General features: G+C 43.5%; 18 protein-coding genes. 3 read left to right on the top strand and 15 right to left on the bottom strand.

Features of this window, described 5'->3' with window-relative positions:
• Window positions 1-23 precede the first annotated feature (23 nt).
• The 11 genes from K9M52_RS14615 to K9M52_RS14565 all read right to left on the bottom strand — a co-directional run bounded on the left by K9M52_RS14615 (window position 24) and on the right by K9M52_RS14565 (window position 12,955).
• Complete coding sequence (locus tag K9M52_RS14615) at window positions 24-2,072, bottom strand: M13 family metallopeptidase (protein ID WP_224069175.1); 2,049 nt, start codon at window positions 2,070-2,072, stop codon at window positions 24-26.
• A 72-nt stretch (window positions 2,073-2,144) separates the two neighbouring features.
• Entirely contained in the window at window positions 2,145-3,146 is a 1,002-nt protein-coding gene (locus K9M52_RS14610; RefSeq protein WP_224069174.1) for a chorismate synthase, read from the bottom strand.
• A 39-nt stretch (window positions 3,147-3,185) separates the two neighbouring features.
• Entirely contained in the window at window positions 3,186-3,803 is a 618-nt protein-coding gene (locus K9M52_RS14605; RefSeq protein WP_224069173.1) for an HAD family hydrolase, read from the bottom strand.
• A 39-nt stretch (window positions 3,804-3,842) separates the two neighbouring features.
• The gene (gene aroA, locus K9M52_RS14600) at window positions 3,843-5,174 is read right to left on the bottom strand and encodes a 3-phosphoshikimate 1-carboxyvinyltransferase (RefSeq protein WP_224069172.1); all 1,332 of its coding nucleotides are present in this window, start codon (window positions 5,172-5,174) and stop codon (window positions 3,843-3,845) included.
• Between the two features lie 12 nt (window positions 5,175-5,186).
• Window positions 5,187-6,227: a 3-dehydroquinate synthase gene (gene aroB, locus K9M52_RS14595; RefSeq protein ID WP_224069171.1), complete on the bottom strand. Its 1,041-nt coding sequence runs from the start codon at window positions 6,225-6,227 to the stop codon at window positions 5,187-5,189.
• Between the two features lie 105 nt (window positions 6,228-6,332).
• Window positions 6,333-7,421: a chorismate mutase gene (locus K9M52_RS14590; protein ID WP_224069170.1), complete on the bottom strand. Its 1,089-nt coding sequence runs from the start codon at window positions 7,419-7,421 to the stop codon at window positions 6,333-6,335.
• A 52-nt stretch (window positions 7,422-7,473) separates the two neighbouring features.
• Entirely contained in the window at window positions 7,474-9,165 is a 1,692-nt protein-coding gene (locus K9M52_RS14585; RefSeq protein WP_224069169.1) for a DEAD/DEAH box helicase, read from the bottom strand.
• Window positions 9,166-9,226: 61 nt separating this feature from the next.
• Complete coding sequence (locus K9M52_RS14580) at window positions 9,227-10,093, bottom strand: prephenate dehydrogenase (RefSeq protein WP_224069168.1); 867 nt, start codon at window positions 10,091-10,093, stop codon at window positions 9,227-9,229.
• 14 nt (window positions 10,094-10,107) lie between these two features.
• Complete coding sequence (locus K9M52_RS14575) at window positions 10,108-11,274, bottom strand: pyridoxal phosphate-dependent aminotransferase (protein ID WP_224069167.1); 1,167 nt, start codon at window positions 11,272-11,274, stop codon at window positions 10,108-10,110.
• Between the two features lie 12 nt (window positions 11,275-11,286).
• Entirely contained in the window at window positions 11,287-12,141 is an 855-nt protein-coding gene (locus tag K9M52_RS14570) for a prephenate dehydratase (protein ID WP_224069166.1), read from the bottom strand.
• Between the two features lie 574 nt (window positions 12,142-12,715).
• Window positions 12,716-12,955 (bottom strand): hypothetical protein, encoded by a 240-nt coding sequence (locus K9M52_RS14565; protein WP_224069165.1) that lies wholly within the window; start codon window positions 12,953-12,955, stop codon window positions 12,716-12,718.
• A gap of 152 nt (window positions 12,956-13,107) precedes the next feature.
• Here K9M52_RS14565 and K9M52_RS14560 point away from each other — a divergent pair, with 152 nt between their 5' ends.
• Both K9M52_RS14560 and K9M52_RS14555 read left to right on the top strand, forming a co-directional pair.
• On the top strand, window positions 13,108-13,674 hold the full coding sequence (locus K9M52_RS14560) for an RNA polymerase sigma factor (RefSeq protein ID WP_224069164.1): 567 nt from the start codon (window positions 13,108-13,110) through the stop codon (window positions 13,672-13,674).
• A 7-nt stretch (window positions 13,675-13,681) separates the two neighbouring features.
• A complete protein-coding gene (locus K9M52_RS14555; protein WP_224069163.1) occupies window positions 13,682-14,782 on the top strand; it encodes a S1C family serine protease in 1,101 nt (366 codons plus the stop codon).
• 63 nt (window positions 14,783-14,845) lie between these two features.
• On the opposite strand, the gene K9M52_RS14550 is transcribed toward K9M52_RS14555, so the two are convergent.
• Both K9M52_RS14550 and eno read right to left on the bottom strand, forming a co-directional pair.
• Window positions 14,846-17,839: a hypothetical protein gene (locus tag K9M52_RS14550; RefSeq protein ID WP_224069162.1), complete on the bottom strand. Its 2,994-nt coding sequence runs from the start codon at window positions 17,837-17,839 to the stop codon at window positions 14,846-14,848.
• Window positions 17,840-17,940: 101 nt separating this feature from the next.
• Window positions 17,941-19,215: a phosphopyruvate hydratase gene (gene eno, locus K9M52_RS14545; RefSeq protein WP_224069161.1), complete on the bottom strand. Its 1,275-nt coding sequence runs from the start codon at window positions 19,213-19,215 to the stop codon at window positions 17,941-17,943.
• A 374-nt stretch (window positions 19,216-19,589) separates the two neighbouring features.
• Here eno and K9M52_RS14540 point away from each other — a divergent pair, with 374 nt between their 5' ends.
• A complete protein-coding gene (locus tag K9M52_RS14540) occupies window positions 19,590-20,720 on the top strand; it encodes an AI-2E family transporter (protein ID WP_224069160.1) in 1,131 nt (376 codons plus the stop codon).
• Between the two features lie 28 nt (window positions 20,721-20,748).
• Here the strand turns inward: K9M52_RS14540 and K9M52_RS14535 are convergent, their stop codons facing one another.
• Both K9M52_RS14535 and ligA read right to left on the bottom strand, forming a co-directional pair.
• A complete protein-coding gene (locus tag K9M52_RS14535) occupies window positions 20,749-21,432 on the bottom strand; it encodes an NAD-dependent epimerase/dehydratase family protein (RefSeq protein WP_224069159.1) in 684 nt (227 codons plus the stop codon).
• An 8-nt stretch (window positions 21,433-21,440) separates the two neighbouring features.
• Window positions 21,441-23,564, bottom strand: coding sequence for an NAD-dependent DNA ligase LigA (gene ligA / locus K9M52_RS14530; protein WP_224069158.1), 2,124 nt, complete (start codon window positions 23,562-23,564; stop codon window positions 21,441-21,443).
• Between the last annotated feature and the right edge of the window lie 199 nt (window positions 23,565-23,763).

Here is a 23,763-nt window from a genome sequence, read left to right as displayed (position 1 = left end):
TTCCTGATGGACTGGCAAAAATATTACCATATACGAACCCGATCCTTTGGTGCAATATACATCTTATCTCCGGGCTCCACGTTGAAGGTCTCATAAAATGCGTCAACGTCTGAAAATGGCCCGTTTACCCGATACTTGGCAGGCGCATGCACATCGGTCAATAAGCGTTGAGCCAATGTCTCTGGGCGGATACTATACAGCCAGCCAAGGGCATAGCCCATAAAAAACCGTTCGGCCGGTGCGAACCCGCCTATTTTTTTCCCTGATTTATAGGCAGCCGTCTTCTTAAATGCTTCCCAACCAAGAAGAATACCGCCCAGATCAGCAATATTTTCTCCCAACGTTGCCTCACCATTAATATGCAGGCTATCCACCGGCATATAACTGTTAAACTGCCGGACCATAACCGATGCCCGTTGTTTAAAGTTGGCCGCATCCTCGGGCGTCCACCAATCACTGAGATTACCCTTCGCATCGTAAAGCCTGCCCTGATCATCAAATCCATGCGTAATCTCATGGCCGATAGTAGAAGCGCCGGCATATCCATATACGATCGCATCATCCAACTCATCATCCCTTTTGCCCGGCACGGTAAAAATGCCCGCCGGCAGAACGATTTCATTATTGGCCGGATTATAATAAGCATTATAGGTTTGCGGGGTCATTTGCCATTCGGAGCGATCCACTGGCTTTCCCAGTTTAGCTACCTGATAATTATGCCACCAGCGATTTGAAGCTAATATATTTTTAACATAGGGCTGTCGGGTAATTTCCATGCCGGAGAAGTCCTTCCACTTATCCGGGTAACCTACCTTCGCTGTCATTCGGCTGAGTTTATATAAAGCCTTCTTTTTAGTTGTGTCGCTCATCCAGTCTAATTGTTCAATCCGACCCTTTAATGCAGAGCGGATATCTTCCACTAAGTGCGTATAGCGTTGTTTCGCCACTGCTGGGAAGTAAGCTTTGACGAATAGCTGCCCTAACGCCTCCCCCATGCAGTGTTCTTCTGCCTCCAACACCCGACGCCAGCGAGGTTTTTGCTCTTTAAGGCCGTCCATGATTTTTCCATAAAAATTAAACGTTTCCTGTTCAAAATTCAGGTTGACATACTGACCCAGGCGATGGATCAAATGCCATTTCATATATAAACGCCAGTCATGAACAGGAACAGAGACCATCAGTTCGTCCAGTTCCTTAAAAAACTCCGGCTGTCCGATGATAAGAGAATCTGCCGGAATACCCGCATTTTCCAGCCATGTACTATAATTAAAATGAGTATATCGTCTGTCTAAAGTACTGACAGCAAACTTATGGTAATTTTTATAGGGATCCCGTAGATCTTCCAGAGATCTGCTTGCAGTCGCTAATTGCTTTTCGATATCATAAACAGTTTTAGCCGCCGCTTCAGCACTTTGCTTATCCATTCCCGACAGCACCAGCATTTTGCCGATGTGGCCGATGTAACTTGTTCTTATTTTACGTGTGCGTGCATCATTTTTAAGATAATAATCCCGGTTAGGGAGCCCCAGTCCTCCCTGTGCGAACAACACAGCCATCTTACTGCTATTCATATCATCCTGCCCTATAAAGGCCCCCAGTAAGTTACTTACGCCTTCTTTTGATAGACGGCCACTGACTTTCACCAGATCAGCGGTAGTCTCCATTGAGTCAATAAGCGACAGTTCTGGCGTCAGCACGGCAATGCTCTGTTTAGCAAGTGCCACTGTATCCATGCCACTGGCGTAAAAAGCAGCAATTTTCGCAGAAATGCCTTGACCTGGCTGTTGTACTGCATTTTCATTAATCTTTTTTAGTCTTTTAAACAGATCGTCCTGCACTTCGTTACCAATCCCCCAACTCTTATAAGCTGCAGGGATCGGGTTTTTCTTGATCCAGCCTCCGTTGGCAAAATCGAAAAAATCATCTTGTGGCCGGACAGTCGTGTCAATGTGCCGGGCCAGGATATCTGCATGCTCACTCTCTGCAGTCTGACAGGAAACAAAAATGGCACAGCTTGCCATAATCGACACTGTGCCATATAGAAAATATTTTGAAAAAGTCAATTTTTGCATTGTCGGTCTATTTGAGGCTAAAAATAGCCTTTTTCAACCTAATACTGAAAATCGGACGACATCACGCCATTCTCACCCCTTCCAGATCCGATCCACTTTACCGGCAAGCATCATCAGGTCCACAAGTACAATAGCCGTCATAGCTTCCAGAATTACCGGTGCCCGCAGGCCAACGCAAAGGTCATGCCTGCCTTTAACAGAAAAATCGTCAACTTTCCCGGTTTCCCAGTTCAGGGTATTTTGGACCTGCGGTGTAGACGACGTAGGTTTTACGGCAATTCTGTAAATCAACTCATTGCCATTGGTAATGCCGCCTACCACTCCTCCGGCATGATTGGTACGGGTTGTGCCCTGTATATCTATAATGGCATCATTGTGCTCCAGGCCAAACATCGCAGCAGCCGCAAATCCGGTACCGAACTCCACCCCTCTGACGGCGGGGATCGCCATCGCCGCATGAGCCAGCTCTGATTCCACGCTGTCAAAGAAGGGTTCGCCCAGCCCAACAGGCAGGCCGGTGACCCGGCACTCAATAATTGCCCCGACACTGTCTTTCTTTGCAATGGCTGCTTCCAGACCAGCCTCTATATCTTTACTACCTCCGATTTCTGTAACCTCCGCCCGAATATTTATTCCGGATCCCAGTATTTTTTTTGCAATCACGCCCGCTGCAACAATACCAGCAGTGAGCCTGGCACTAAAACTTCCACCACCTCTGAAATCCTCGAACCCGCCGAATTTCTCATGTGCTACGAAATCAGCATGCCCTGGCCGTGGATGGGAACGATGTTTCTGATAGTCTTCGGAGCGTGTATTATTGTTCTCAAATAAGATGGTGATAGGTGCCCCTGTTGCATATCCATTAAAAAGCCCGCTTTTAAAAATAGGCATATCAGCTTCTTGCCTGGGAGTCGCTCCCTTTTGTTTCCCGCCTTTCCGCCTTTCCATGTCGGGCATAAAATCCTCTACTCTCAGTGGCAGCCCTGCGGGCACGCCATCAATATTGATTCCTACCGATGCGCCATGGGATTCCCCGAATATATGAAGTCTGTATAATCTGCCAAATCCATTCATGCTATCTATAATATTATTTAAAGTTACGTCTTAAAAAGGCTAACCAGCCAACAGGGCCTCCAATTCACTCTTCGTGTTCTCATAGTGCTTATGTATAATACCTTTAATCCCCAGTAAACCCGCTACCTGTACGAACATAGGCCGATCATCGATAAAGACCACTTCTTCCGGCTTCATCTGCGAAATATCCAGCGCCAGTTTGAAAATGTCTTCATCCGGTTTACGGATATGTACAAAACTGGAAGAAATAAAAGCATCAACAAAAGTATTGAGGCCAAAGTGCCGGATCCTATGATCATTTAATTCCCGCCCCTCGTTACTGACCACCGCGATATGCAGCTGGTGCTGTTTTTTAAGGCTCTTCATCAGTTCGATCATATCTTCAAAAGGTTCAGAGAGTCCGTACATAAAGGTTTTGAAATCCTCTCTGGTAAAATCCCTGGAGGTGTAGAAAATGACCCGGTCCAGATACTGATCCAGGGTAATCTTGCCTTCTTCATACGTATCAAATGTCAGATGATGCCTCTCATTCAGCTCCTCCGCGTCCAGACTGAACTTTTCCACCGCTAATGCTCTTTTATGTCTGTCCCATCCATTATTAAGCAGTACTCCTCCGATGTCTGTAAAAATAGCCCTTATCTTTTTGCTTTGCAACATAATCCGATTTTTTACGATCCCGAATATTGATATTGAAAATTAATAACTTAAAGTTACACCTAATTGCTCAAGGTGGCGGTAGAAATTAGGATAAGACTTTTTCACGGCTGGTGCTTCATCGATCTGCACTGGTCCCGCAGCGCCCAAGGCGGCAATAGCTGCCGCCATCGCGATGCGGTGGTCATGCCGGGAATGCGTGGTGATGTCACCTGACAACTGACCATTGTTATTTCCTTCAATGATCATCAGGTCATCCTGTAGCTCAATCTTTACACCGAATTTTGCAAACTCATCCTGCAATGTCAATGCACGATTACTTTCTTTATGAGCGAGTCTTGACACGCCCTCTATCACGGTCCTACCTGCGCAATAAGCTGCCAGTGCTACCAACGGTGGAAATAAATCGGGGCAATCCGTTGCATCAAAATGGAAAGCTTTAAGTGGGCCGCCTGCCGCCATAGGACCGATTTCAATCCGGTCCTCAGCCACAGACAACTGGCAACCGGTATCGGTCAGCGCCTGCAATATAGCCTTATCCGCTTGAGTCGACTGAGTATCCAGTCCCTTCACGGTAACCGGTCCCCTGATCGCACCCCCAACCAGCAGAAAGGCGCCGCCGCTCCAGTCACCTTCTACCTGATATGTAGTCGGGTCTGTTCCTTTTGCATGCACGGCTTTTTCAAAATAAAAGCGCTCATAATTGTGATTAACAGGTATTTTAAGACCAAAATCAGCCATGACCTTTAAGGTAAGATCCACATACGGCCGGCTTTTCAGATCGGTCACCGAGATCGTCACATCAGAAGCATCAGCTGCAGCGTAAGCCAGTAATAAACCAGTCAGAAACTGAGAACTTAATGAGCCATCAATGGTAATGTCTTTTGGCGTTAATGGCCCTTTGATCTCTAAAGGCAATTTGCCCTGATTGGATTTGACCGTAACACCTAATTTAGGTAAGGTCTCATCAAAAAAATCCATCGGGCGAGTCCTGAGGCTGCCCTGCCCCTCGATTCGGATCTTGCCTGGACGCAGGGCGGCAATAGAAGTAAACATTCTGATTCCAAGACCGCTTTCTCCGAAATGTACCTCTGTATCTCTTGCAGAACCTTCACTCAAATGGGTGGCATCCACTTTTAAAGCACCCGTCGGCTCTATCTCTACCAATGCCCCCAACGCTTCTATCACACCTACGGAAGCCTGGTCATCATTGGATATTCCGGGATTTTCAATCAGGGATATACCACCGCTGACAAGCGCAGCCGCAGCTGCCCGCTGCATCGAACTCTTGGAAGCAGGAGCAGTGATCTCACCATGTACTTTCCCGGGATGAATGATTACTGAATATGGAATCTCTATACTTTCAAAAATCATGTTTCTTATATATTATTTGGATAAGGTTACTGAACCGCCCATTGTTTCTACCACGCTAGCGATCTGATCCATGGACAGCGGTTGATAAACAGCCTTACCGATCTTTTCTAAAAGCACGAAATGGATCTGGTCCTTCACACGTTTTTTATCTGAGCGCATTTTCATCAGCGCGTCCTGAGCGTCATAATCATAATAAGCAGGTAAACCATAAGCTTTTACTAGTTTTACGATCCTTTCCGATTCTTTAAAATCAAGAATGGCTTTAGATAGGTAGGCAGCGACAACCATGCCGATAGATACAGCTTCTCCATGCGGGAGTTGATAAGTGTTTTCAATGGCATGACCCAGGGTATGTCCAAAATTAAGCAATTTTCTATCACCCTGTTCAGTTTCATCTTTCTGTACCACTTTAGCTTTAATCAGCACATTGCGCTGGATCAACTCACTCAAGAGTGCAGGCTTCTTTTTATATTCCTTCAAAGAGTGTTCCTCCAGAAACTTGAACATGGCCGCATCTTTGATGCAGGCATGTTTAATTATCTCTGCAAACCCGCCTATCCACTCATTATCGGGCAGGGTTTTTAGAAGGCTATAGTCATACAACAAAAAACGAGGTTGACGGATATTCCCGACCATGTTTTTAAAGACCCCCACATCTACCCCGTTTTTGCCGCCAATAGACGCATCTACCATGGCTAAAACAGAAGTGGGAATAAATCCAAAGTCTACACCTCTTAAATAAATTGAAGCCACAAACCCTGCAATGTCAGTAACCACGCCGCCCCCCATGCCAATAATAGTGGATCTTCTATCAGCACCGGCTTCGATCAGCTGGCCAGTCAGTTGCTGTACAGCGTCCATATTTTTAAAGGCTTCGCCTGCCTTAATCAGCAGGACGTTCCACCCCTTTAACCTCTTCTGATAGTAATGATAGACATTATCATCAGTAATGATATAGGTGGTGCTTTTATCCACCAGCTTTCCCAGAACTTCCAGACTACTGTCAAAATGGAAGACAGTGCTGCCTGAACTAAATTTAATTGTCTTTTTCAAGGTCTTTTCTTTAAAGGCCAGTAAGCCACACCTACCCTCCGGTCTTTGCCGGAGGATAAGGTTGCTTTGCAGGCATTACAGCAATTACAGGTTAATGCAGCACCATTAATCGTTCATTATTTTATTTTGATGTGCGATGCTCTCCATATGAATGGCGTCAAAATACTTCGTGATAAACTCTTTGCTGAGTCCTTTTTTCTCACCTTTAATAACGGCCTTCTCCAGGATCTCGTTCCAGCGATTCGTTTGCAAAATGGTAATACCATTTTCCTTTTTATACTTACCGATCAGATCAGCGACTTTCATACGCTGGCCGATCAGCTGGATCATTTCATCATCGAGGTGATTGATCTGCTGACGATATTTCTCCAGAGTGGCATGATCGGTCGCATGAACGGTTTCTTTGCGCCACACGATCTCATCCAGCATAGCGCCCAGTCTTTCAGGTGTCACCTGCTGTTTCGCATCACTCCAGGCTTTATCCGGATCAATATGAGATTCAATGATCAAACCGTCATAATCCAGATCAATCGCTTCCTGTGCTACAGCGACCAGATTATCACGACGACCACAGATATGTGAAGGATCATTGATAAACAACAACTCGGGATAGCGACGTTTCATCTCGATAGCCAGATGCCACATCGGCGCATTACGGTATTCGCTATTACCATAAGAAGCAAAACCGCGGTGAATCAGGCCTATATCTTTAATCCCGGCACGGTCAATACGTTCAACGGCACCTGTCCAAAGTTCCAGATCGGGATTGATTGGATTTTTAATCAACACGGGTACATCTACCCCGCGCAGCGCATCGGCCAGATCTTGCACGCTAAATGGATTGACTGTAGTTCTGGCTCCCAGCCATAAGATATCTACGCCAAAGTGTAAGGCATCTTCTGCCTGTTTGGGGGTAGCTACCTCTACGGCAGTCAATAAGCCGGTCGCAGCCTTAGCTGCCTGCAACCAGGGCAGCCCTTTTGTTCCAATACCTTCAAAACTACCCGGGCGCGTCCTTGGTTTCCATATACCCGCCCGTATGATATCCACTTTGCCTGTTTGTTTCAATCCCAAAGCCGTGGCCATCACCTGTTCTTCTGTCTCTGCACTGCAAGGTCCGGAGATGATCAGCGGACGCTTTTTCAGCACTTGCATAACCTGTTCTTTTTTTGCTGCAATGTTTGCTGTTTCCATTTTACAAAATGATTAATGATGATTAATGTTTGTTTTAAGTTGTTGTTCTTGATTAACGGCGACCACCTGTTTCTGCATCATTCATACGGATCTTACGCCCTTTGAACTTTTTGCCATCCAGAGAGCGGATCATTTGCACCGCTGCTCTTTTATCGATCTCCACCCATGAGTTCATTTCTTTCATATCAATGCGCCCCAATACATCCTTTCTAAGGTCACTCATATCCAGAATGAACTGCAGGAAGCTGGCTTTATAAAAGCCGTCTTTTGTGCCAATATTAATAAAGAGTCTTGTTGTGTCTCCTTGAAAATCGCGGCTGTCTCTTCTTCCATTACGGCTGCCACGATCACTACGATCTCTGTCTCTACCACTGCCACCCGACTGTCTGTCTCTTCTATCGCCTTTGTTATCATTAGCCCGCACATTCAAGTCACCCGCATTTTCATAATATTGCAAAAACCGGTCAAATTCCAGTGCCGCTACCCTTTTTAAAACTTCTTCCTTAGAAATATCGGAAAACTTCTCTTCCAGCATAGGCACATAGGATTCATAATCTCCATGAGACACATCTGCTTTCAGCAGCCGGTCCATAAAATAGAAAAACTGTTTGCGGCATACATCTTTTCCGGATGGGATTTCCAATTTATTGAAAGGGGCCTGTACAATTTTCTGAATCTGCTTCAAGCGATAGCTTTCCCTGGAATGAATAATACTGATACAGATACCGGTAGAACCAGCGCGGCCAGTACGGCCGCTTCTATGTGTATATACTTCTACGTCATCCGGTAGTTCATAATTGATAACGTGTGTAATTTCTTTTACATCAATCCCTCTGGCCGCTACATCTGTAGCAATCAGGAGCTGCAGACTCCGGTCTCTGAACTGCTTCATGACACGGTCCCGTTGTGGTTGTGTCAGATCGCCATGCAAAGCATCGATATCGTATCCTTCGCGGGTTAATTTTTCAGCAATCTGCTGGGCATCTGCCTTGGTACGGGTAAAGATGATTCCGTATATACCCGGGTTAAAATCTATCAGCCGTTTTAAAGTTTCATAACGGTGCTGCGCAGAAGTCACGTAATACTGGTGATCAATATTTGTATTGACCGTATTAGCCTTACCGACAGTGATCTCTTCCGGATTATCCATATATTTTTTGGACACCTTGCGTATGGCTGGTGGCATCGTGGCACTGAACAGCCAGGTACTTTCCCTGATGGGCGTGTTTTTCAGGATAAACTCAATATCGTCCTGGAAGCCCATGTTTAGCATTTCATCGGCTTCATCCAGTACAACGTATTGAATTTTTTCCAGGTTCACTGCCTTTCTTTCGATCAGATCAATAAGCCTTCCCGGAGTCGCAACAATAATCTGCACCCCTCTTTTAATATCGCGAATCTGTAAACTAATGGAAGCTCCTCCATAAACAGCCACGACACTGATCTCTTTCATGAATTTTTTAAATCCGACAATCTCCTTTACAATTTGCAAGCATAGCTCACGCGTAGGACAAACAATAAGGGCCTGCGGATATTTCTTATCCTCCTTAATAATACTGAGCAGCGGTAAGGAAAATGCTGCTGTTTTACCTGTTCCGGTCTGTGCCAGACCGATCAGATCTCTTGTGCCGCCAAGTAATACCGGAATCGCCTTTTCCTGTATTGGCGTTGGGTGGATGTATCCTAATTCGCTGGTAGCCTTTACCAAACGATCATCCAGTCCCAGTTGTTCAAATGTAATCATTATATGTATTTAAAATTGCGCAGCCTTCTTCACTGAAGCCTGCGACTTGTTTACGCTTTTGTTATTGCTGTTTTTTATCCAGAACCTTTCTAATCTTATTAGAGGACTCAATAAGTTCATTTAAATAATCCCAGTTCTCTTTTTCCAGCGATGATTTAAATTTCCTTAATTGCGAGATATATTCGTTTAACACATCCAGCACATTTTCTTTATTTTGCTTGAATACAGGCACCCATGTATCACTATTACTTTTAGCGAGCCTGACCGTACTCTCAAATCCTGAACTTGCCAGATTAAAGATCGTCTCTTCCTCTTTTTCCTTTTCCAAAACGGTGTTGGCCAGGGCAAAACTGGAAATATGAGAAATATGAGATACATAAGCCAAGTGTGTATCGTGACTCAGGCTATCCATATAGACAATTCGCATGCCCAGTTCTTTCAATATATTTTCAACTAAGGCCAATGCGTCTTTATCGCTGTCCTGCGGGTCACAAATTATATTTACAACACCCTCCAGCACATTTCGGGAAGCAGCGTCGGGGCCACTGAATTCAGTACCCCACATGGGATGCGCCGGTACATAACGCCCTCTTTTACGATGTCCTTCGGCAGCCGTCACCAGCCCTCTTTTTGTAGAACCTACATCCGTAATAACCTGCTTATCCGTCTGATCCAATATAACTGGCAATAATGCTGCCGCACTGGTTACCGGAATGGCCAGAAAAAGCAGGTCAGCTGCCGCAACGGCTTTTTCCAGCGGAAGGATTTCATCAACTATTCCAAGTTCCAGCGCCCTTTTACTGTGTAAAGGGTTATCATCAACACCTATAATACGTCCACTCAACTCGTGGTCTCTCAAAGCCCAGGCCATGGTACCGCCGATAAGCCCCAATCCGATTATAGTTGTCGTTAAATTTCTTTGTTTCATTTTATTTAGTTCACCTATCTCTTACCCTGCATTTCTTTTACTCTTCCAATAGCCTCTTCAAACCGGCTAATGTCCCCACACAGGCTGATACGTATGTATCTGTTCCCTTCTGAACCGAATATGCCGCCTGGTGTGATAAAAACGTTCGCACCATACAGTACTTCATCCGCCAGTTCGTAGCCATCCCTGTATCGGGACGGGATGCTGGCCCACATAAACAGGCCTACCTGGCTTTTGCTATACTCGCAAGCCAACAAATCCAGCAGTTCTTCCACTTTTTTTCTTCTTGCACTGTACACTTCATTTACCTGATCATGCCACTGCCTACCTAATGATAGTGCTTTTGCACCGGCCAGTTGTAAAGGCAGGAACATGCCGCTATCCATATTGCTTTTAAACCGCAGAATTTCCAGGATACGCTGCTCGGCTCCCAGAAGCATCCCCAGTCTCCAGCCGGCCATATTATGGGACTTGCTCAGGGAATTGAGTTCAATAGCGACCTCCAATGCACCAGGAATACTCAACAGGCTGATCGGCTTTTGATTTAAAATAAAACTATACGGGTTATCATGCACCAATAATATTTTATGCCTTCTCGCAAAATCCACCAACTTCTCAAAAAGTACCTTGCTGGCGGCTTTTCCCGTCGGCATCCCCGGATAATTAACAAACATGAGCTTGACTTTGGACAAATCCTGCTTTTCAAGCTGGCCAAAATCAGGCTCCCAGTCATTTTCTTCTGTCAGTGCATAGGTAACTGAAACCGCTCCAGTCAATGCTACATTACTGGCATAGGTTGGGTAACCGGGATTGGGGACTAATACCTGATCGCCCGGGTTCAGATAAGTCATGCAGATATGCATAATACCCTCCTTAGATCCCATAAGCGGTAACACTTCTTTATTAGGATCGACCTGCACACCGTACCATTTACTATACCAATCGGAGATGGCCTTCCTATACGGAGGTGCCCCTTTATATGACTGATATCCATGTACATCCGGCTTGCGCGACTCATCCTCTAAAACAGCTATTACACTCGGGTCGGGAGGCAGATCAGGGCTGCCAATGCCCAGGTTAATAATACGTTTGCCTTCATTATTCAGCTGCTCTATTTCCCTTAATTTTTTTGAAAAATAGTATTCCTGTATTCCTGCTAATCTATTCGCTACCTGACTCATAAAAATGATTACTTATATTGTCTTGCCTTTTCTGTAAATTCCATTTATGCGGAGCTCTTCTGTCAACGGACGAATCAGCTCTAATGCCAATTCAAATTTATCTCTGCTGTCAAATTCCATATCTGCATGGAAGCTATACTTCCAGTCACTGCCCGGAATGGGAAAACTCTGCAATTTGCTCAAATTAATATCTACTTCATTGATCTTATTGAGTACTTTGGCCAGACTACCCTTTGAATTATCCGTATGAAAATAAATAGATGCCTTATTTGCATCCGGAATATCCACGACGTCTTCTTCTCTGTTAAGGATTAAAAACCGTGTATAGTTATTTTTAAGTGTATGGATATTAGGGGCGATCAGCTCCAAATCATAGATCTCCGCAGCCAGGCGGCTCGCAATAACTGCAACGTGCGGACTCTTACTTTTACTAAGTTTACGGGCACTGAGTGCTGTATCTTCCGTCTCCACTAATTTCCAATTGTGCTCATCCAAAAATTTAAAACATTGCTGAATAGCCATCGGATGAGAGTGTACTTCTTTAATATCTTCCAAAGGAACACCGATACTCACCATTAGGTTTTGACGAATCATCAGGTAAACCTCACCCACAATTTTAAGCTTACTTTTCTGCAATAAGTTATAGTTGGGTAAAATACTGCCGGCTATGGTGTTTTCAATGGCCATAATTCCTCCGTCGCTAGTCTTCTTATCAGAGGCTATTTTAACGACGTCACGGAAGGTGTCACAAGCAATAACTTCTACTTGTTTACCGTAATAATATTGGGCTGCTTCCTGGTGGAAGCTACCCTCATAGCCTTGTATGGCTATTTTTTTGGGAGCAGTATTACCTTTGCGAGATTCCATAGTTGTATTGTAATATATTCTGTGTAAAACAAAAATCCCGATGCCTAGAAGATCGGGATGGGTTATATATGTTTAAGATGATTAAAGTTGCACAACACCAGCCCTTGTTTTTCTAAAATAAAAAAACTGAAAAAAGCAGAAATAAAATGTAAAGGATTTTTTTGCCATGGTGCCTGTTCTCTCTGAATAGTTATTAGGTATTTTTTATATACTTTTTTTTTAATTATTATCGGGGTCAAAGTTACGTACATATTACTTACCCACAAATTTTTTTTTATTTTCATGAAAACAATTGTTAGTTTTTATATACCATTCAACAAAAACAGACAGTTTGTGCTACAAAAAAAGCCCTCCCTAAGACTAAGGACGGCCTCTAACGATTGCTTGCCATATGAAAAATCTTGAATGTTTTCAAAGAAAACACCTTATTATCAGTCTATAATAATTCTGCAATAAGTCAAATTCGTCTCCGCGACCACAAAATCATACTATTAGTCGCCAGATAAAGAAAAAGGAGTTAAAACAAATCGGATTAACTCCTTTTACGCTTATTCTGTATTAAATTCTACTAAAATTATTTAGTAGCAGCATCAGCAGCAGCTTTAACTGAATCAGCAGCAGCGTTTACATCTGCTTTAGCAGAATCAGCAGCAGCACCAACAGAATCAACTGCAGCATTAGCTGTAGAATCGATAGTTTCTGTAGTTGCGTTAGCTAAAGAATCTGCACTAGCAGCAGCGTCAGTGTTAGCACCACCGCAAGCAGCAAAAGATAAACCTAAACCTAATACAGCAACAAATAATAACTTTTTCATCTTGTTTCTAATTTAATTTTTGTTTTAATTTTCAGTTATTGATACCCAAATAAGAAAAAGGTAACCCAGAAATTTTATTTTTTCTAAAAAATTATATTTCGGCTTAAAATTGGGTTACTTTTAGGCACATTTAAGTATTAAAAGAAGACCGGGTGAATTCAGATCAGAGAGAACAACAATTATTAAGGGGACTGGCGGAAAATGACACAAAGGCCATCCAGACCATTTATGCCGGTAATTTTAGCCTGATTCAGGCCCTGGTTCTCAATAATAATGGCTCTTATGATGACGCAAGGGATGTTTTTCAGGAAGCGATGGTGATATTATACGAAAAAGCCCGTAAAAGCGACTTCCAACTGACCTGTCAACTTAGAACCTATCTCTACGCTATTTCTAAAAGGCTATGGCTCAAGAAGTTAAAGCATCACGGTCTTTTTGTCAGCAATACCGAGTTAAGTTTACTGGAACCAGTTATTCCTGTAGAAGAAGACCTCGAAATGGCTGAAAAGAAAGATGAGGAGTTTGAAGTAATGGAGTCCGCCTTTGCGAAACTGGGAGAACCTTGTAAAAGCCTGTTGGAGGCCTTTTATATACAGAAAAAGTCGATGTCGGATTTAGTGGAGATTTTTGGCTATACGAATACTGATAATGCCAAAAATCAGAAATATAAATGTTTGATGCGTCTTAAAAAGTTATTTTTTGCGCAATATTCAAAATAAGATAATAATGAGTGAACAATTATTAATAGAGAGTCTGGAGCGTTACTTCAACGACGAAATGCTTCCTGAGGAAAAAGCCTATTTTGAGCAAATGCGCCAGGATAATCCGGAACTGGATCAGATGGTCGTTACCCATAAGATATTTATGGGCAAGATGGCAGAATTTGCAGAACGCCAAAAACTGATGACTCAGTTGAGCAGTACACATGACCATTTGCTGGAGAAAGGTGCCATCGCTGAGGATCAAAAAAAGATCTCGAAAGGCAAGATCAGACAACTCTGGCATCGTTATAAAAAGACAACCGCAATTGCGGCCTGCATTGCAGGCCTTACGGCACTTATTATCAGCGGCGTGATCTCCACTTTCGGCCCGGCCAGCCGACAGACAATTGAGCTTTTAAGCCGGGATATTGAACAATTGAAAAAGACACAGGATTATCAGTATACACAGATCAAGGAGGCTACCAAGTTGCCGGAAGGCGCTGTCGTAAAAAGCGGGGGATCTGCCTTTATGATTGACGGAAAGGGTTATCTATTGACTAATGCACATGTATTGAAAGGTAGCAGCGCAGTGGTAGCCAACGCTGATGGCCAGGAATTTAAGACCTCTATTGTCTACGTTGATCATGCAAAAGATCTGGCAGTATTGAAAATCACCGACAGCGATTATGAGCCCGTCAAAACGCTCCCCTATGATCTGAAAAGCACCAGTGTAAATCTGGGAGCGGAGGTTTTTACATTGGGGTATCCCCGCAATGACATCACCTATAACAAAGGATATCTGAGTGCCGTTTCCGGTTTTGATGGTGACACTTCCACTGTGCAGATCTCATTATTGGCAAACCCTGGTAACTCAGGGGGGCCAGTTTTTAATCGATATGGAGATATTATCGGCATTTTAAGTACCCGGGAAGCGAATGCACAAGGTGTCACCTTTGCCATCAAATCAAAGGAGATTGTTCAGTCTCTTGAATCATGGAACGATAAGGATACCAGCGCAGTCAATGCTGCCGTACTGAATGGCAGCCGTAATCTGAAAGGTATGAACAGAGAAAATCAGCTTAAATCTCTACAACAATACGTGTATAACGTCAAAGCATACAACTAATCGACTTTCAATTAAACAGGAAGATTTCGGGAGCGTCCTTATGTTGAGGACGCTCTTTTTTTCTTAAAATAGCCGGATAGGCAAGATCAGCTCCCAATTGTTTTGCTCCCGATAATCTTGATTTAATAAGTGGTTGTAGCGCAATCCTATTGTAACCGGATATTGATTACCTATATTCATATCCGCGAATAGAGCCGCTCCCACAGATCCAAATCCGTTACGTCTTTTAGTATTGTCAAAGCCTAAGCTCTGATCATAGTAGAGATTAGCCCTGATTCTAAAGAAATAAGCCAGACCGGCAAATCCAAAATCAGGGTACCAGACCGGCAAATCATAATCTGCTCCAAACTTCCACATAGTTGCATAAGAGGGCCGGACATAACCTCTGGAAAAAGGAAACCGGCTATTATACCCATAAGCGCCTGCAGTATCCCTATGCTGATAGGCCAGATTCCAACGAAGGCTATGTGTGGGCAGTAAGCCCGGTAAATAGATCGTTGCGCTACTCATCCACTGCCTGGCTCCTTTGCTGTCCAGTGGTGTATTCATCTCTGTATAATTGTAAAACCCGATTCCAGGATATAATTGTTGTATAGACTGTCGACCGTAGACTGAAAGCTGCAGCCGGCTATATAAATACCTGATCTTCTTTAAAACTGGGCCGGAAGCCGGCATATCCTCATTCCAGTAGAGATTGCTTTGGCTTAATGCCGTTGATAAATATAAACTGCGTCGCCATCTGCCACCTGTAAAGTTTAACGGTAGCTGCAACCCAATCTGCCTGGTAAGTTCTTTATAAAAGTACTGATTGCCCTTTCTATCTGCAGCCCGGTGATCCCAACTGTAATCCATATGTACATATGGCTGCAAATACCAGGCACCCAGAGCAAGATCACCGCCGACAGCACTCATCTGGCTTACACGGTTATAACTATATGATAGTTTCGTCTGAACCGTATTAAGCGTGTTCTGGCCTAGCAAATCCAGGCTATAAACCGGATCATCAATGTTTGGCTGCAAGCTATGAAAATGAAAAGGATGACTGAGCAATGGGTATTTTTTAACTGAATGGCCATAGGTAATAAATCCACCAGCCGTTATCGAGTCAGTCCAGGTATCTAAAAGTCGATGTCCTGTAAGTGGTAAATGAGCATCAAAAATACCAGTTGCGATATCCCTCTGGCCGTCATTGCTGTTTGCCAGATTGCCGTCCCACCGGAAAATGCCGTAACCATTAGCGGTCTGCAGGCTGGCGATATTCTCGCCCGTATTTATTCCGTAACCCTGATAAACATCCCTTAGAGATTTACCAACCATTACCGGACTTACCGCAGTATCTTTAACTATATCTGTCAAATTGATTTCCATCAGGGCGGTATAAGGACTGACCGCCGTATTACCGGGCGTCACACGGGTGTAATACAACTTATCTCCCCGCACAACCGGAAATCCAAGTAATTGCCCGCTTAAGGACAGTATTGGGTGAATAGTGTCCGTGGCGGTGGCCGTTGCTGGATAGGAAACGCCATACCCTCCTTTGTTTTTCTTGTGTAGCAAGTGAACATATCCGATACCCATTCTCCCAGCGGCATCACGGATCAAAAATAAGAGCGCGCCACTACTGTCACCATTCAGGGCAAAGAATTTTGGATAATTATAAATTATTCCTTTGGGAGCCTTCCATGTAGCCAAAATCCCACCGGAGCCGTCTAACAGGACAATAGCTGAATGACCATTTGCCCGTAACTCACTAGCAGCTACCATCTTGCCGTCACTGGAAATATCTGGTGTAAAAAAGCGGCGTTTATGAGTGAGTCTCAAACGTTTGCCACTGTGAATATCCAGTACTTCCAGATCGCTATATTCTCTGTAACCCCATCTGGGATCTGCCTGGAATCTTGTATAGATTACTCTCCCGGAATTATATCCAAAATATGCATTTCTGGAAATGGGTGCCTGGCCCAGATTTCTCTCCTTGCCTTTATGTAGCCAGACAAATCGACTGATTGACTTACGGGGGTTTTTCAATACGATAGTACCTGATTCACCATCCAGGATGGCCGGATAGGGATATAAATAGTCGATAACTTCTTTATCTGACAAATGAGAGAGTTGCCTTAAAGAGGAATTGGGTTGGCGTTTGCTACCCTGCACCATCCAGGGCAAATTTTGATAATGCGCTATATATTCTTTAAATGCGGCCTCCCTGAAGTCTTTAAAAGAAATACCCGCAATACTATAAATCGCCTTTTGGAAGGGGTAGAATATTCCCTTATAGCTAGCTGCCTCATGTATCACTTTTCCCCAAAACGCAGGCCCATAGCGCCTATACCCATAGGAAACCAGCAAATAGCCTAACTGATAATGGCCAGGGAGATAATCTTTATAGGAGCCGTTGCGCAGTTGTTGGTAGTTATAATGCCTACCATCTTTATCCAGTAAAGCGTACGCATTTAAAAAGCGAGGTAACCTCCCCCTGCCCTGGCGGCTATGAATTGTTTCATTAAATACAGCATCCCCCTCAAAAAACCAATTGGGCACAGCCATATCACTCATTAGCGACCTGGCATTATCACCCAACAGCCAATCGACCGTTCGGATAATGCCTCTGTTGATATTATTATACTGAATAACATGACGATATTCATGCAGGGTTAATGTCGTTGTCCAATCCATTCCGCCCAATTCCATTGCATCCATTGGAGTGGAAAGATAAAATTCACTTCGATAAGGCCCAAGCCCTACATATCCATTACTATTAGTTGTCTGTGTTTGTAAGACGACCGGTATGTTCTCTAGCTTCCCGCCCAGAGAATACTCCCTTGTTTTTTGTAGCCGCTCAATAACGGCCGCTACCCTAAAAGCCAGTGTATCAAACCTTACAGGATAAATAATATCGACAGAATCTGTTTTAAGCTGGCGCCATTTTATCTTAGGGGGATTCCCTCCAAACAGCTGGGCCTGAAGAGGAAAAGTCCTGATCGTGAGCAACAAGAGAAGAAGAAATTGTAGCTGGTAACGGCTCATCCGATCTGTATCTTTAGTGTTTACTTTCAATAATGCTGTTATATATAAATATAACAGCACATAAAAACCCGGCTGTAAATCTTTTATAAAAAGCGTACAGCCGGGTTAAAGATATAGAATATTCTGTGGAACTATTTATTAAACAAGTCCGGGAATATAGCATCTGTATCCAATTGTTCCTCAATGCGGATCAATTGGTTGTATTTAGCAATACGGTCCGTACGACTGGCAGATCCGGTTTTGATTTGTCCGCAGTTCAATGCAACCGCCAGGTCTGCAATTGTTGTATCTTCTGTTTCGCCGCTTCGATGGCTCATGACAGTCGTGTAACCGGCATTCTGTGCCATCTGTACAGCCTGAATGGTCTCAGTCAAAGTTCCGATCTGATTGACTTTGATAAGGATGCTATTAGCAATGCTATTATCAATACCGCGTTTTAAGATTTTACTGTTGGTAACAAACAGATCGTCTCCTACCAGCTGAATTTTATCGCCCAGGGCTTCTGTCAACTTTTTCCAACCGTCCCAATCTTCTTCTGCCATGCCGTCTTCAATAGAAACAATCGGATATTTATTTACCCATTCCACCCAATAAGCAACCATTTCATCAGCAGTCAGCTCTTTACCTGTACTTTTGTAGAATTTATATTTACCATCTTTGTACATTTCGCTGCTAGCCGCATCCAGGGCAATAGAAACGTCTTCGCCGGGTTTGTAACCGGCAGATTTGATCGCCTCCAATACAGTTTCAATAGCCTCTTCATTGCTCTGAATATCTGGTGCGAATCCACCTTCATCGCCTACATTTGTACTATAGCCTTTCTTTTTCAGAACAGACTTTAATTCATGGAAAATCTCAGTACCCCAGCGAAGTGCCTCACTGAAAGAAGTCGCACCATGAGGGACGATCATATATTCCTGATAATCGATTTTATTGTCGGCATGTACCCCACCGTTCAGGATATTCATCAATGGAACCGGCAATACACTACTGTTAACGCCTCCGATATATCGATACAAAGGCAGGCCTGATTCCTGAGCAGCTGCTTTAGCCACTGCCAGAGAAACGGCTAAAATTGCGTTTGCACCTAATTTTCCTTTGTTGTCTGTTCCGTCAATCTCCAGTAATTTCTTATCAATACCCACCTGATCAGAAACAGTCCAGCCAATCAGTTGTTCAGCGATAATATCATTTACGTTATCAACGGCCTTCAGGACCCCCTTACCCAGATAAACACTCTTATCTCCATCACGCAGTTCAACGGCTTCATGGATCCCTGTAGATGCTCCGGAAGGAACGGCAGCACGGCCCAAAATACCATTTTCAGTTAATACATCCACTTCTACCGTAGGATTTCCCCGGCTATCAAGAATCTGTCTTGCATGAATATCGGCTATAAAGCTCATATCATTTAATTTTTACAAGTATTGAAAAGAATTTAACTGCGCAATGTTATTGTTTTTTTGCTAGACTGAAAAATAAATAAATAAAATTTCACATACGATTGTTAGTTATAAGTCTTCTGAAATTCAGGCTTTATTGCTGAAGCAAATGCGGTATATTCCTCTTTAACTATAGTAAGCCTTTTCATATTTATTCAGTGCGACGGGCTGGTTTTCAGAAAACTTGGGTACTACAAAAAATTAGCATATCTCCCTGATTAAAGGAAGATCAATTGAATGATCTTTCGCCGATATAGACTATATTTACATAGGGCGAAGTCTTTGAAAATCAGTTCACGATTCCGCTTTTACCCTTTAATACCTAATTACTACCGCACATGGAAAAAATAAGTACAAGTTTGATCAAACAGATTGTCCTTCTGATCCTGATTACGTTCATCGGCATTGAGATCATTGTGCAACTCAAGTACTTTCTACCCGGTTTTTTTGGCGCCATTACCCTTTATGTGTTATATCGAAACTGGTATTACAAACTTATAGAGCAAAAGAAATGGAAAAAATGGGCAGCTGCATTATTACTGATTATGGGCAGTATCATACTGGTGGTTTTTCCGATCTTTTCCGTGATAAAAGTATTGATTCCCCGAATTAATCAGGCCATAGAACAGGCTCCTACTATAACGGGTAAATTAACCCATACCATCGATCTACTTAAAACCCATTTCCCTTCACTGGATATTTCAAATGCGACAATCCTCACGAACTTCAAGAAATTGGCAGCCTATATCCCGCAAATACTCAATGCGACGGCTTCGGTCGTATCTAATCTGGCAGTCGCGTTCTTTATCTTTTATTTTATGTTAATGGGCGGTAGAAAGATGGAAGAAAAACTGGAATCTTTTCTTCCGCTAAGTGAAGAAAATAAATCCACGTTATGGCAGGAGACCAGAAACATGGTTGTGTCCAACGCGATTGGCATTCCTGTACTGGCCCTCTGTCAGGCATTACTGGCTATTTTAGGATACTGGATTTTCGGGATCAAAGAATTTATATTCTGGGGTCTGCTCACCGGAGCGGCATCCATCATTCCGGTAGTAGGTACCATGATTGTTTGGATACCCATCTGTATTATCACAATGGCCAATGGAGAGATCGGCATGGGATTGGGCTTAACGGCCTATTGCGCCGTCGTGGTTTCCAATAGTGACAATGTGCTCAGATTTGCACTCATGAAAAAGTTTGGAGACGTCCACCCGCTGATCACCGTATTTGGCGTGATCCTGGGTCTCCAGCTGTTTGGGTTAATGGGCTTGATCTTCGGACCGCTGATGATTGCTTATTTTCTGTTGCTATGCCAGATATACAAGTTTGAGTATGGTGCGGGCAGTAAATATAGAAGTGAATATAAGAAACGGGAAGCATTAAAAACAGGCATAGCCGCCCAGACAGGAGCCGTTCCTTTAGCAGAAAAAAAGGAATATAAAGATAAAAACGAAAGCGAGACATAGGCAAAACGGAAACTAACAGGATACAATGTCAGGTAATGGTTTCCATCGCGCTTTTTTGTATATCCCCAACTTCATAAATACCTCTTTTTTCAGGGTTGGAAGCTGTACTGAGCATTGCCTGACTCAACTCCTCCAGTTTACAAAAAGACCCGGGGAAAAACTTTCTGCCTAAAGGAAATAACCAGGTCACATACTTGTAGAACGGTTGTGTATGCTGATTACCTGCAGTTGGCTTTATAAAACCCGGTCGAAAAGAAAAAACTTTCGCAAAAGGCAACCGGTTGAGATCATTTTCCGTTTTCCCTTTGACCCTGGCCCACATGATCCGCCCTGTTTCTGTATTGTCTGTTCCCTTTCCCGACACGTAACAAAAAGTCATATTCTGATTCACCAGACACAGCGTTTTAGCAAACTGTAAAGTGAGTGTATGTGTCAATTTGAAGTAGGCCTTTTCCGTTTTGCGCAGCGAGGTTACACCTAAACAGAAGTAACAGGCATCATACCCGTCCAGTTCTGAAGCAATGGGCGAAAAATCAAAAAAATTGTGATGAATCAATTCCTTTAGTTTGGGATGCCTAACACCGGTGGCCCTCCTGGTAACGACCAATACTGATTCCACCTCCGCACTTTTCAGACAGGCATTCAGTACGCCTTCACCTACCATACCGGTAGCACCTGTTATAATGACCTTAATAGGCATACGTTTTCCCATAGTAATTTTTATTTTTTCCCACGCCCCTTTTCATTATTTGCCACCATATCAACAAATTCCTGCTCAGTAATAATATTGACAGTATTGAGCCTCTTGGCCTTATCTAATTTACTGCCAGCTGCGGCGCCCGCCACAAGGTAGTTCAGTTTAGCCGACACGCCGCTTAGTATCTTACCTCCTTTTGCCTCAACAACTGCCTCTGCATCACTTCTTTTTAAATGTTCCAATGTTCCGGTAAATAAAAAAGTAAGGCCTTCAAAGGGCTGTGTTCCTGCAGAAGTCAGTGCGGTTTTTTGCCCCTTAAAATTAAGGCCGAGTATTTCAAGTTCATTTAGGAGCTCTTTACTCTGTGGCGCCTGGAAGAATTCATAGATACTTCCTGCTACCTTTGGACCGATATCTTCAAGTTCCATTAACTGCTCTTCAGAAAAGTCTTTAAGTTCCCAAAGGTTACTGATTTTTTTGGCTAATATCTTGGCAGTCGTTTCTCCTACATAGCGGATACCCAACCCAAAAATAAGCCGGTGTAACGGTTGCGTTTTACTTTTTTCAATAGCGGAAGTCAGGTTATCGATGGATTTTTGCCCAAAACCCTCTAGTTTTCCGATTTGTGTCATATCCAACTTGTAGATGCCCGGAATATCGGGTAGCAAACCCAGTGAATAAAATTTACGCACGTTGGATTCTCCAAAGGACCGGATGTCCATGGCATCTTTGCTGACAAAATGAATCATCTTTTCCACGACCTGCGCTTCGCAATTCGGGTTAATACAGCGCCAGACACTTTCTCCCTCCGGTTTATGCAGTGCAGCTTTACATACCGGACAATTGGCAGGAAAGATAATAGGTATCTCATTACCCTGTCTTAGCTCTTTAAGTGGTTTAACAATATTAGGTATGACATCTCCTGCTCTTTCCACCAGAACACTATCTCCAATACATAAATCTTTTTCCCGGATAATATCTTCATTGAATAATGAGATGGAACCAATCGTCACACCTGCCAGGAAAACAGGTTCAATTTTAGCGACAGGGGTGATTGCTCCCGTTCGTCCCACTTGAAACTCCACAGACTGAATGATTGAAGTGGCCTGTCTGGCCTTAAATTTATAAGCCATTGCCCATCTGGGATGATGTGAAGTCATGCCCAGCTGTTCCTGCAGAGCGATATCATCCACTTTAATCACCATTCCATCAATTTCATAAGGCAATGTGTCTCGCATGGCTTCAAAATCTCCTACATGTGCCACAACCGACGCTATACTGTTGAAAAGTTCACTTTCTTTTGTTGGGGAACGAAGACCACATTGCCAAAGTAAGGCCAGATTACCGCTATGCGTTTCCAGAAGTTCACTAGGCCTTTTGCCAGGGGCTAAGACTATGTCGCTGATATGATATAAGTATGCATCCAGCCCCCTGTTTCTTACGGCAGACGGATCTTTGAGGCGTAAACTGCCACTGGCAGCATTACGGGGGTTGGCGAGGATCGGCAAGCCAGCCTCTGCCTGCTTATCATTGAATTTCTGAAAAGAGGCTTTAGACATCATTACCTCACCTCTTATTTCTATTTGTTGAATACCATACAATGCAAAAGGGGCATTGAGCGGAATAGAACGGATTTGTCTGATGTTAGCAGTAACATCCTCGCCTTCAATACCGTCTCCCCTGGTTACAGCCCGTACTAACCGGTCGTCTTCGTATAGCAGAGAAATGCTGGCGCCATCAAATTTAGGCTCAACCGAATAACGTATTTTCTTTTCGCCAGCGGCCTCTCTGACCTTTTTGTCCCAGTCACTCAAGTCGTCGGCGTTATAAGAGTTCTCGAGAGAAAGCATCGGCACCTGATGACGGATCGTTGCAAATTGACCGGTCAAATTAGCGCCTACTCTTTGCGTTGGAGAATCGGCTGTAATCAACTCCGGGTGCTTTGCTTCGAATGCTTCTAATTTTTTGAATAAACGGTCATATTCCATGTCAGAGACCAATGGATCATCTTCTACATAATATCTGTATTCATGAAACCTAAGCACTCGTCTGAGTATTTCCAGCTGCCCTTGATCAATGGCTGCAGTATCCTTTAATAATACCGATGTATCGGACTGTAATATTTTGACCTGTTCTGGACTGTACATATAACAAAAAATAAGTAAAAATATAGTGGTGTTTTGCTTGGCAATGTTAATTAAAAATCACGAATCAAGACAGATTTCGACTTGAATCAATGGCAAAATCGGCAATATTTATTGTTTTTATCTCCCTTTTTTTACAAAGGAACCGTTGATTAGCTCAAACACAGTTAATTATAGCCAAAAATGGGAGATCTTCCTGTAA

This window comes from Arachidicoccus terrestris, from assembly GCF_020042345.1.
Classification (GTDB): domain Bacteria; phylum Bacteroidota; class Bacteroidia; order Chitinophagales; family Chitinophagaceae; genus Arachidicoccus; species Arachidicoccus terrestris.
Note: the sequence above shows the minus strand (reverse complement) of the source record. Positions and strands in the feature narration are given on the sequence as shown.

Bases quoted from the DNA above. Each gene is read 5' to 3' on its own strand.
- K9M52_RS14615 (WP_224069175.1), bottom strand. From the start codon at position 2,072: ATGCAAAAATTGACTTTTTCAAAATATTTTCTATATGGCACAGTGTCG.
- K9M52_RS14610 (WP_224069174.1), bottom strand. From the start codon at position 3,146: ATGAATGGATTTGGCAGATTATACAGACTTCATATATTCGGGGAATCC.
- K9M52_RS14605 (WP_224069173.1), bottom strand. From the start codon at position 3,803: ATGTTGCAAAGCAAAAAGATAAGGGCTATTTTTACAGACATCGGAGGA.
- aroA (WP_224069172.1), bottom strand. From the start codon at position 5,174: ATGATTTTTGAAAGTATAGAGATTCCATATTCAGTAATCATTCATCCC.
- K9M52_RS14590 (WP_224069170.1), bottom strand. From the start codon at position 7,421: ATGGAAACAGCAAACATTGCAGCAAAAAAAGAACAGGTTATGCAAGTG.
- K9M52_RS14585 (WP_224069169.1), bottom strand. From the start codon at position 9,165: ATGATTACATTTGAACAACTGGGACTGGATGATCGTTTGGTAAAGGCT.
- K9M52_RS14580 (WP_224069168.1), bottom strand. From the start codon at position 10,093: ATGAAACAAAGAAATTTAACGACAACTATAATCGGATTGGGGCTTATC.
- K9M52_RS14575 (WP_224069167.1), bottom strand. From the start codon at position 11,274: ATGAGTCAGGTAGCGAATAGATTAGCAGGAATACAGGAATACTATTTT.
- K9M52_RS14570 (WP_224069166.1), bottom strand. From the start codon at position 12,141: ATGGAATCTCGCAAAGGTAATACTGCTCCCAAAAAAATAGCCATACAA.
- K9M52_RS14565 (WP_224069165.1), bottom strand. From the start codon at position 12,955: ATGAAAAAGTTATTATTTGTTGCTGTATTAGGTTTAGGTTTATCTTTT.
- K9M52_RS14555 (WP_224069163.1), top strand. From the start codon at position 13,682: ATGAGTGAACAATTATTAATAGAGAGTCTGGAGCGTTACTTCAACGAC.
- eno (WP_224069161.1), bottom strand. From the start codon at position 19,215: ATGAGCTTTATAGCCGATATTCATGCAAGACAGATTCTTGATAGCCGG.
- K9M52_RS14540 (WP_224069160.1), top strand. From the start codon at position 19,590: ATGGAAAAAATAAGTACAAGTTTGATCAAACAGATTGTCCTTCTGATC.
- K9M52_RS14535 (WP_224069159.1), bottom strand. From the start codon at position 21,432: ATGGGAAAACGTATGCCTATTAAGGTCATTATAACAGGTGCTACCGGT.
- ligA (WP_224069158.1), bottom strand. From the start codon at position 23,564: ATGTACAGTCCAGAACAGGTCAAAATATTACAGTCCGATACATCGGTA.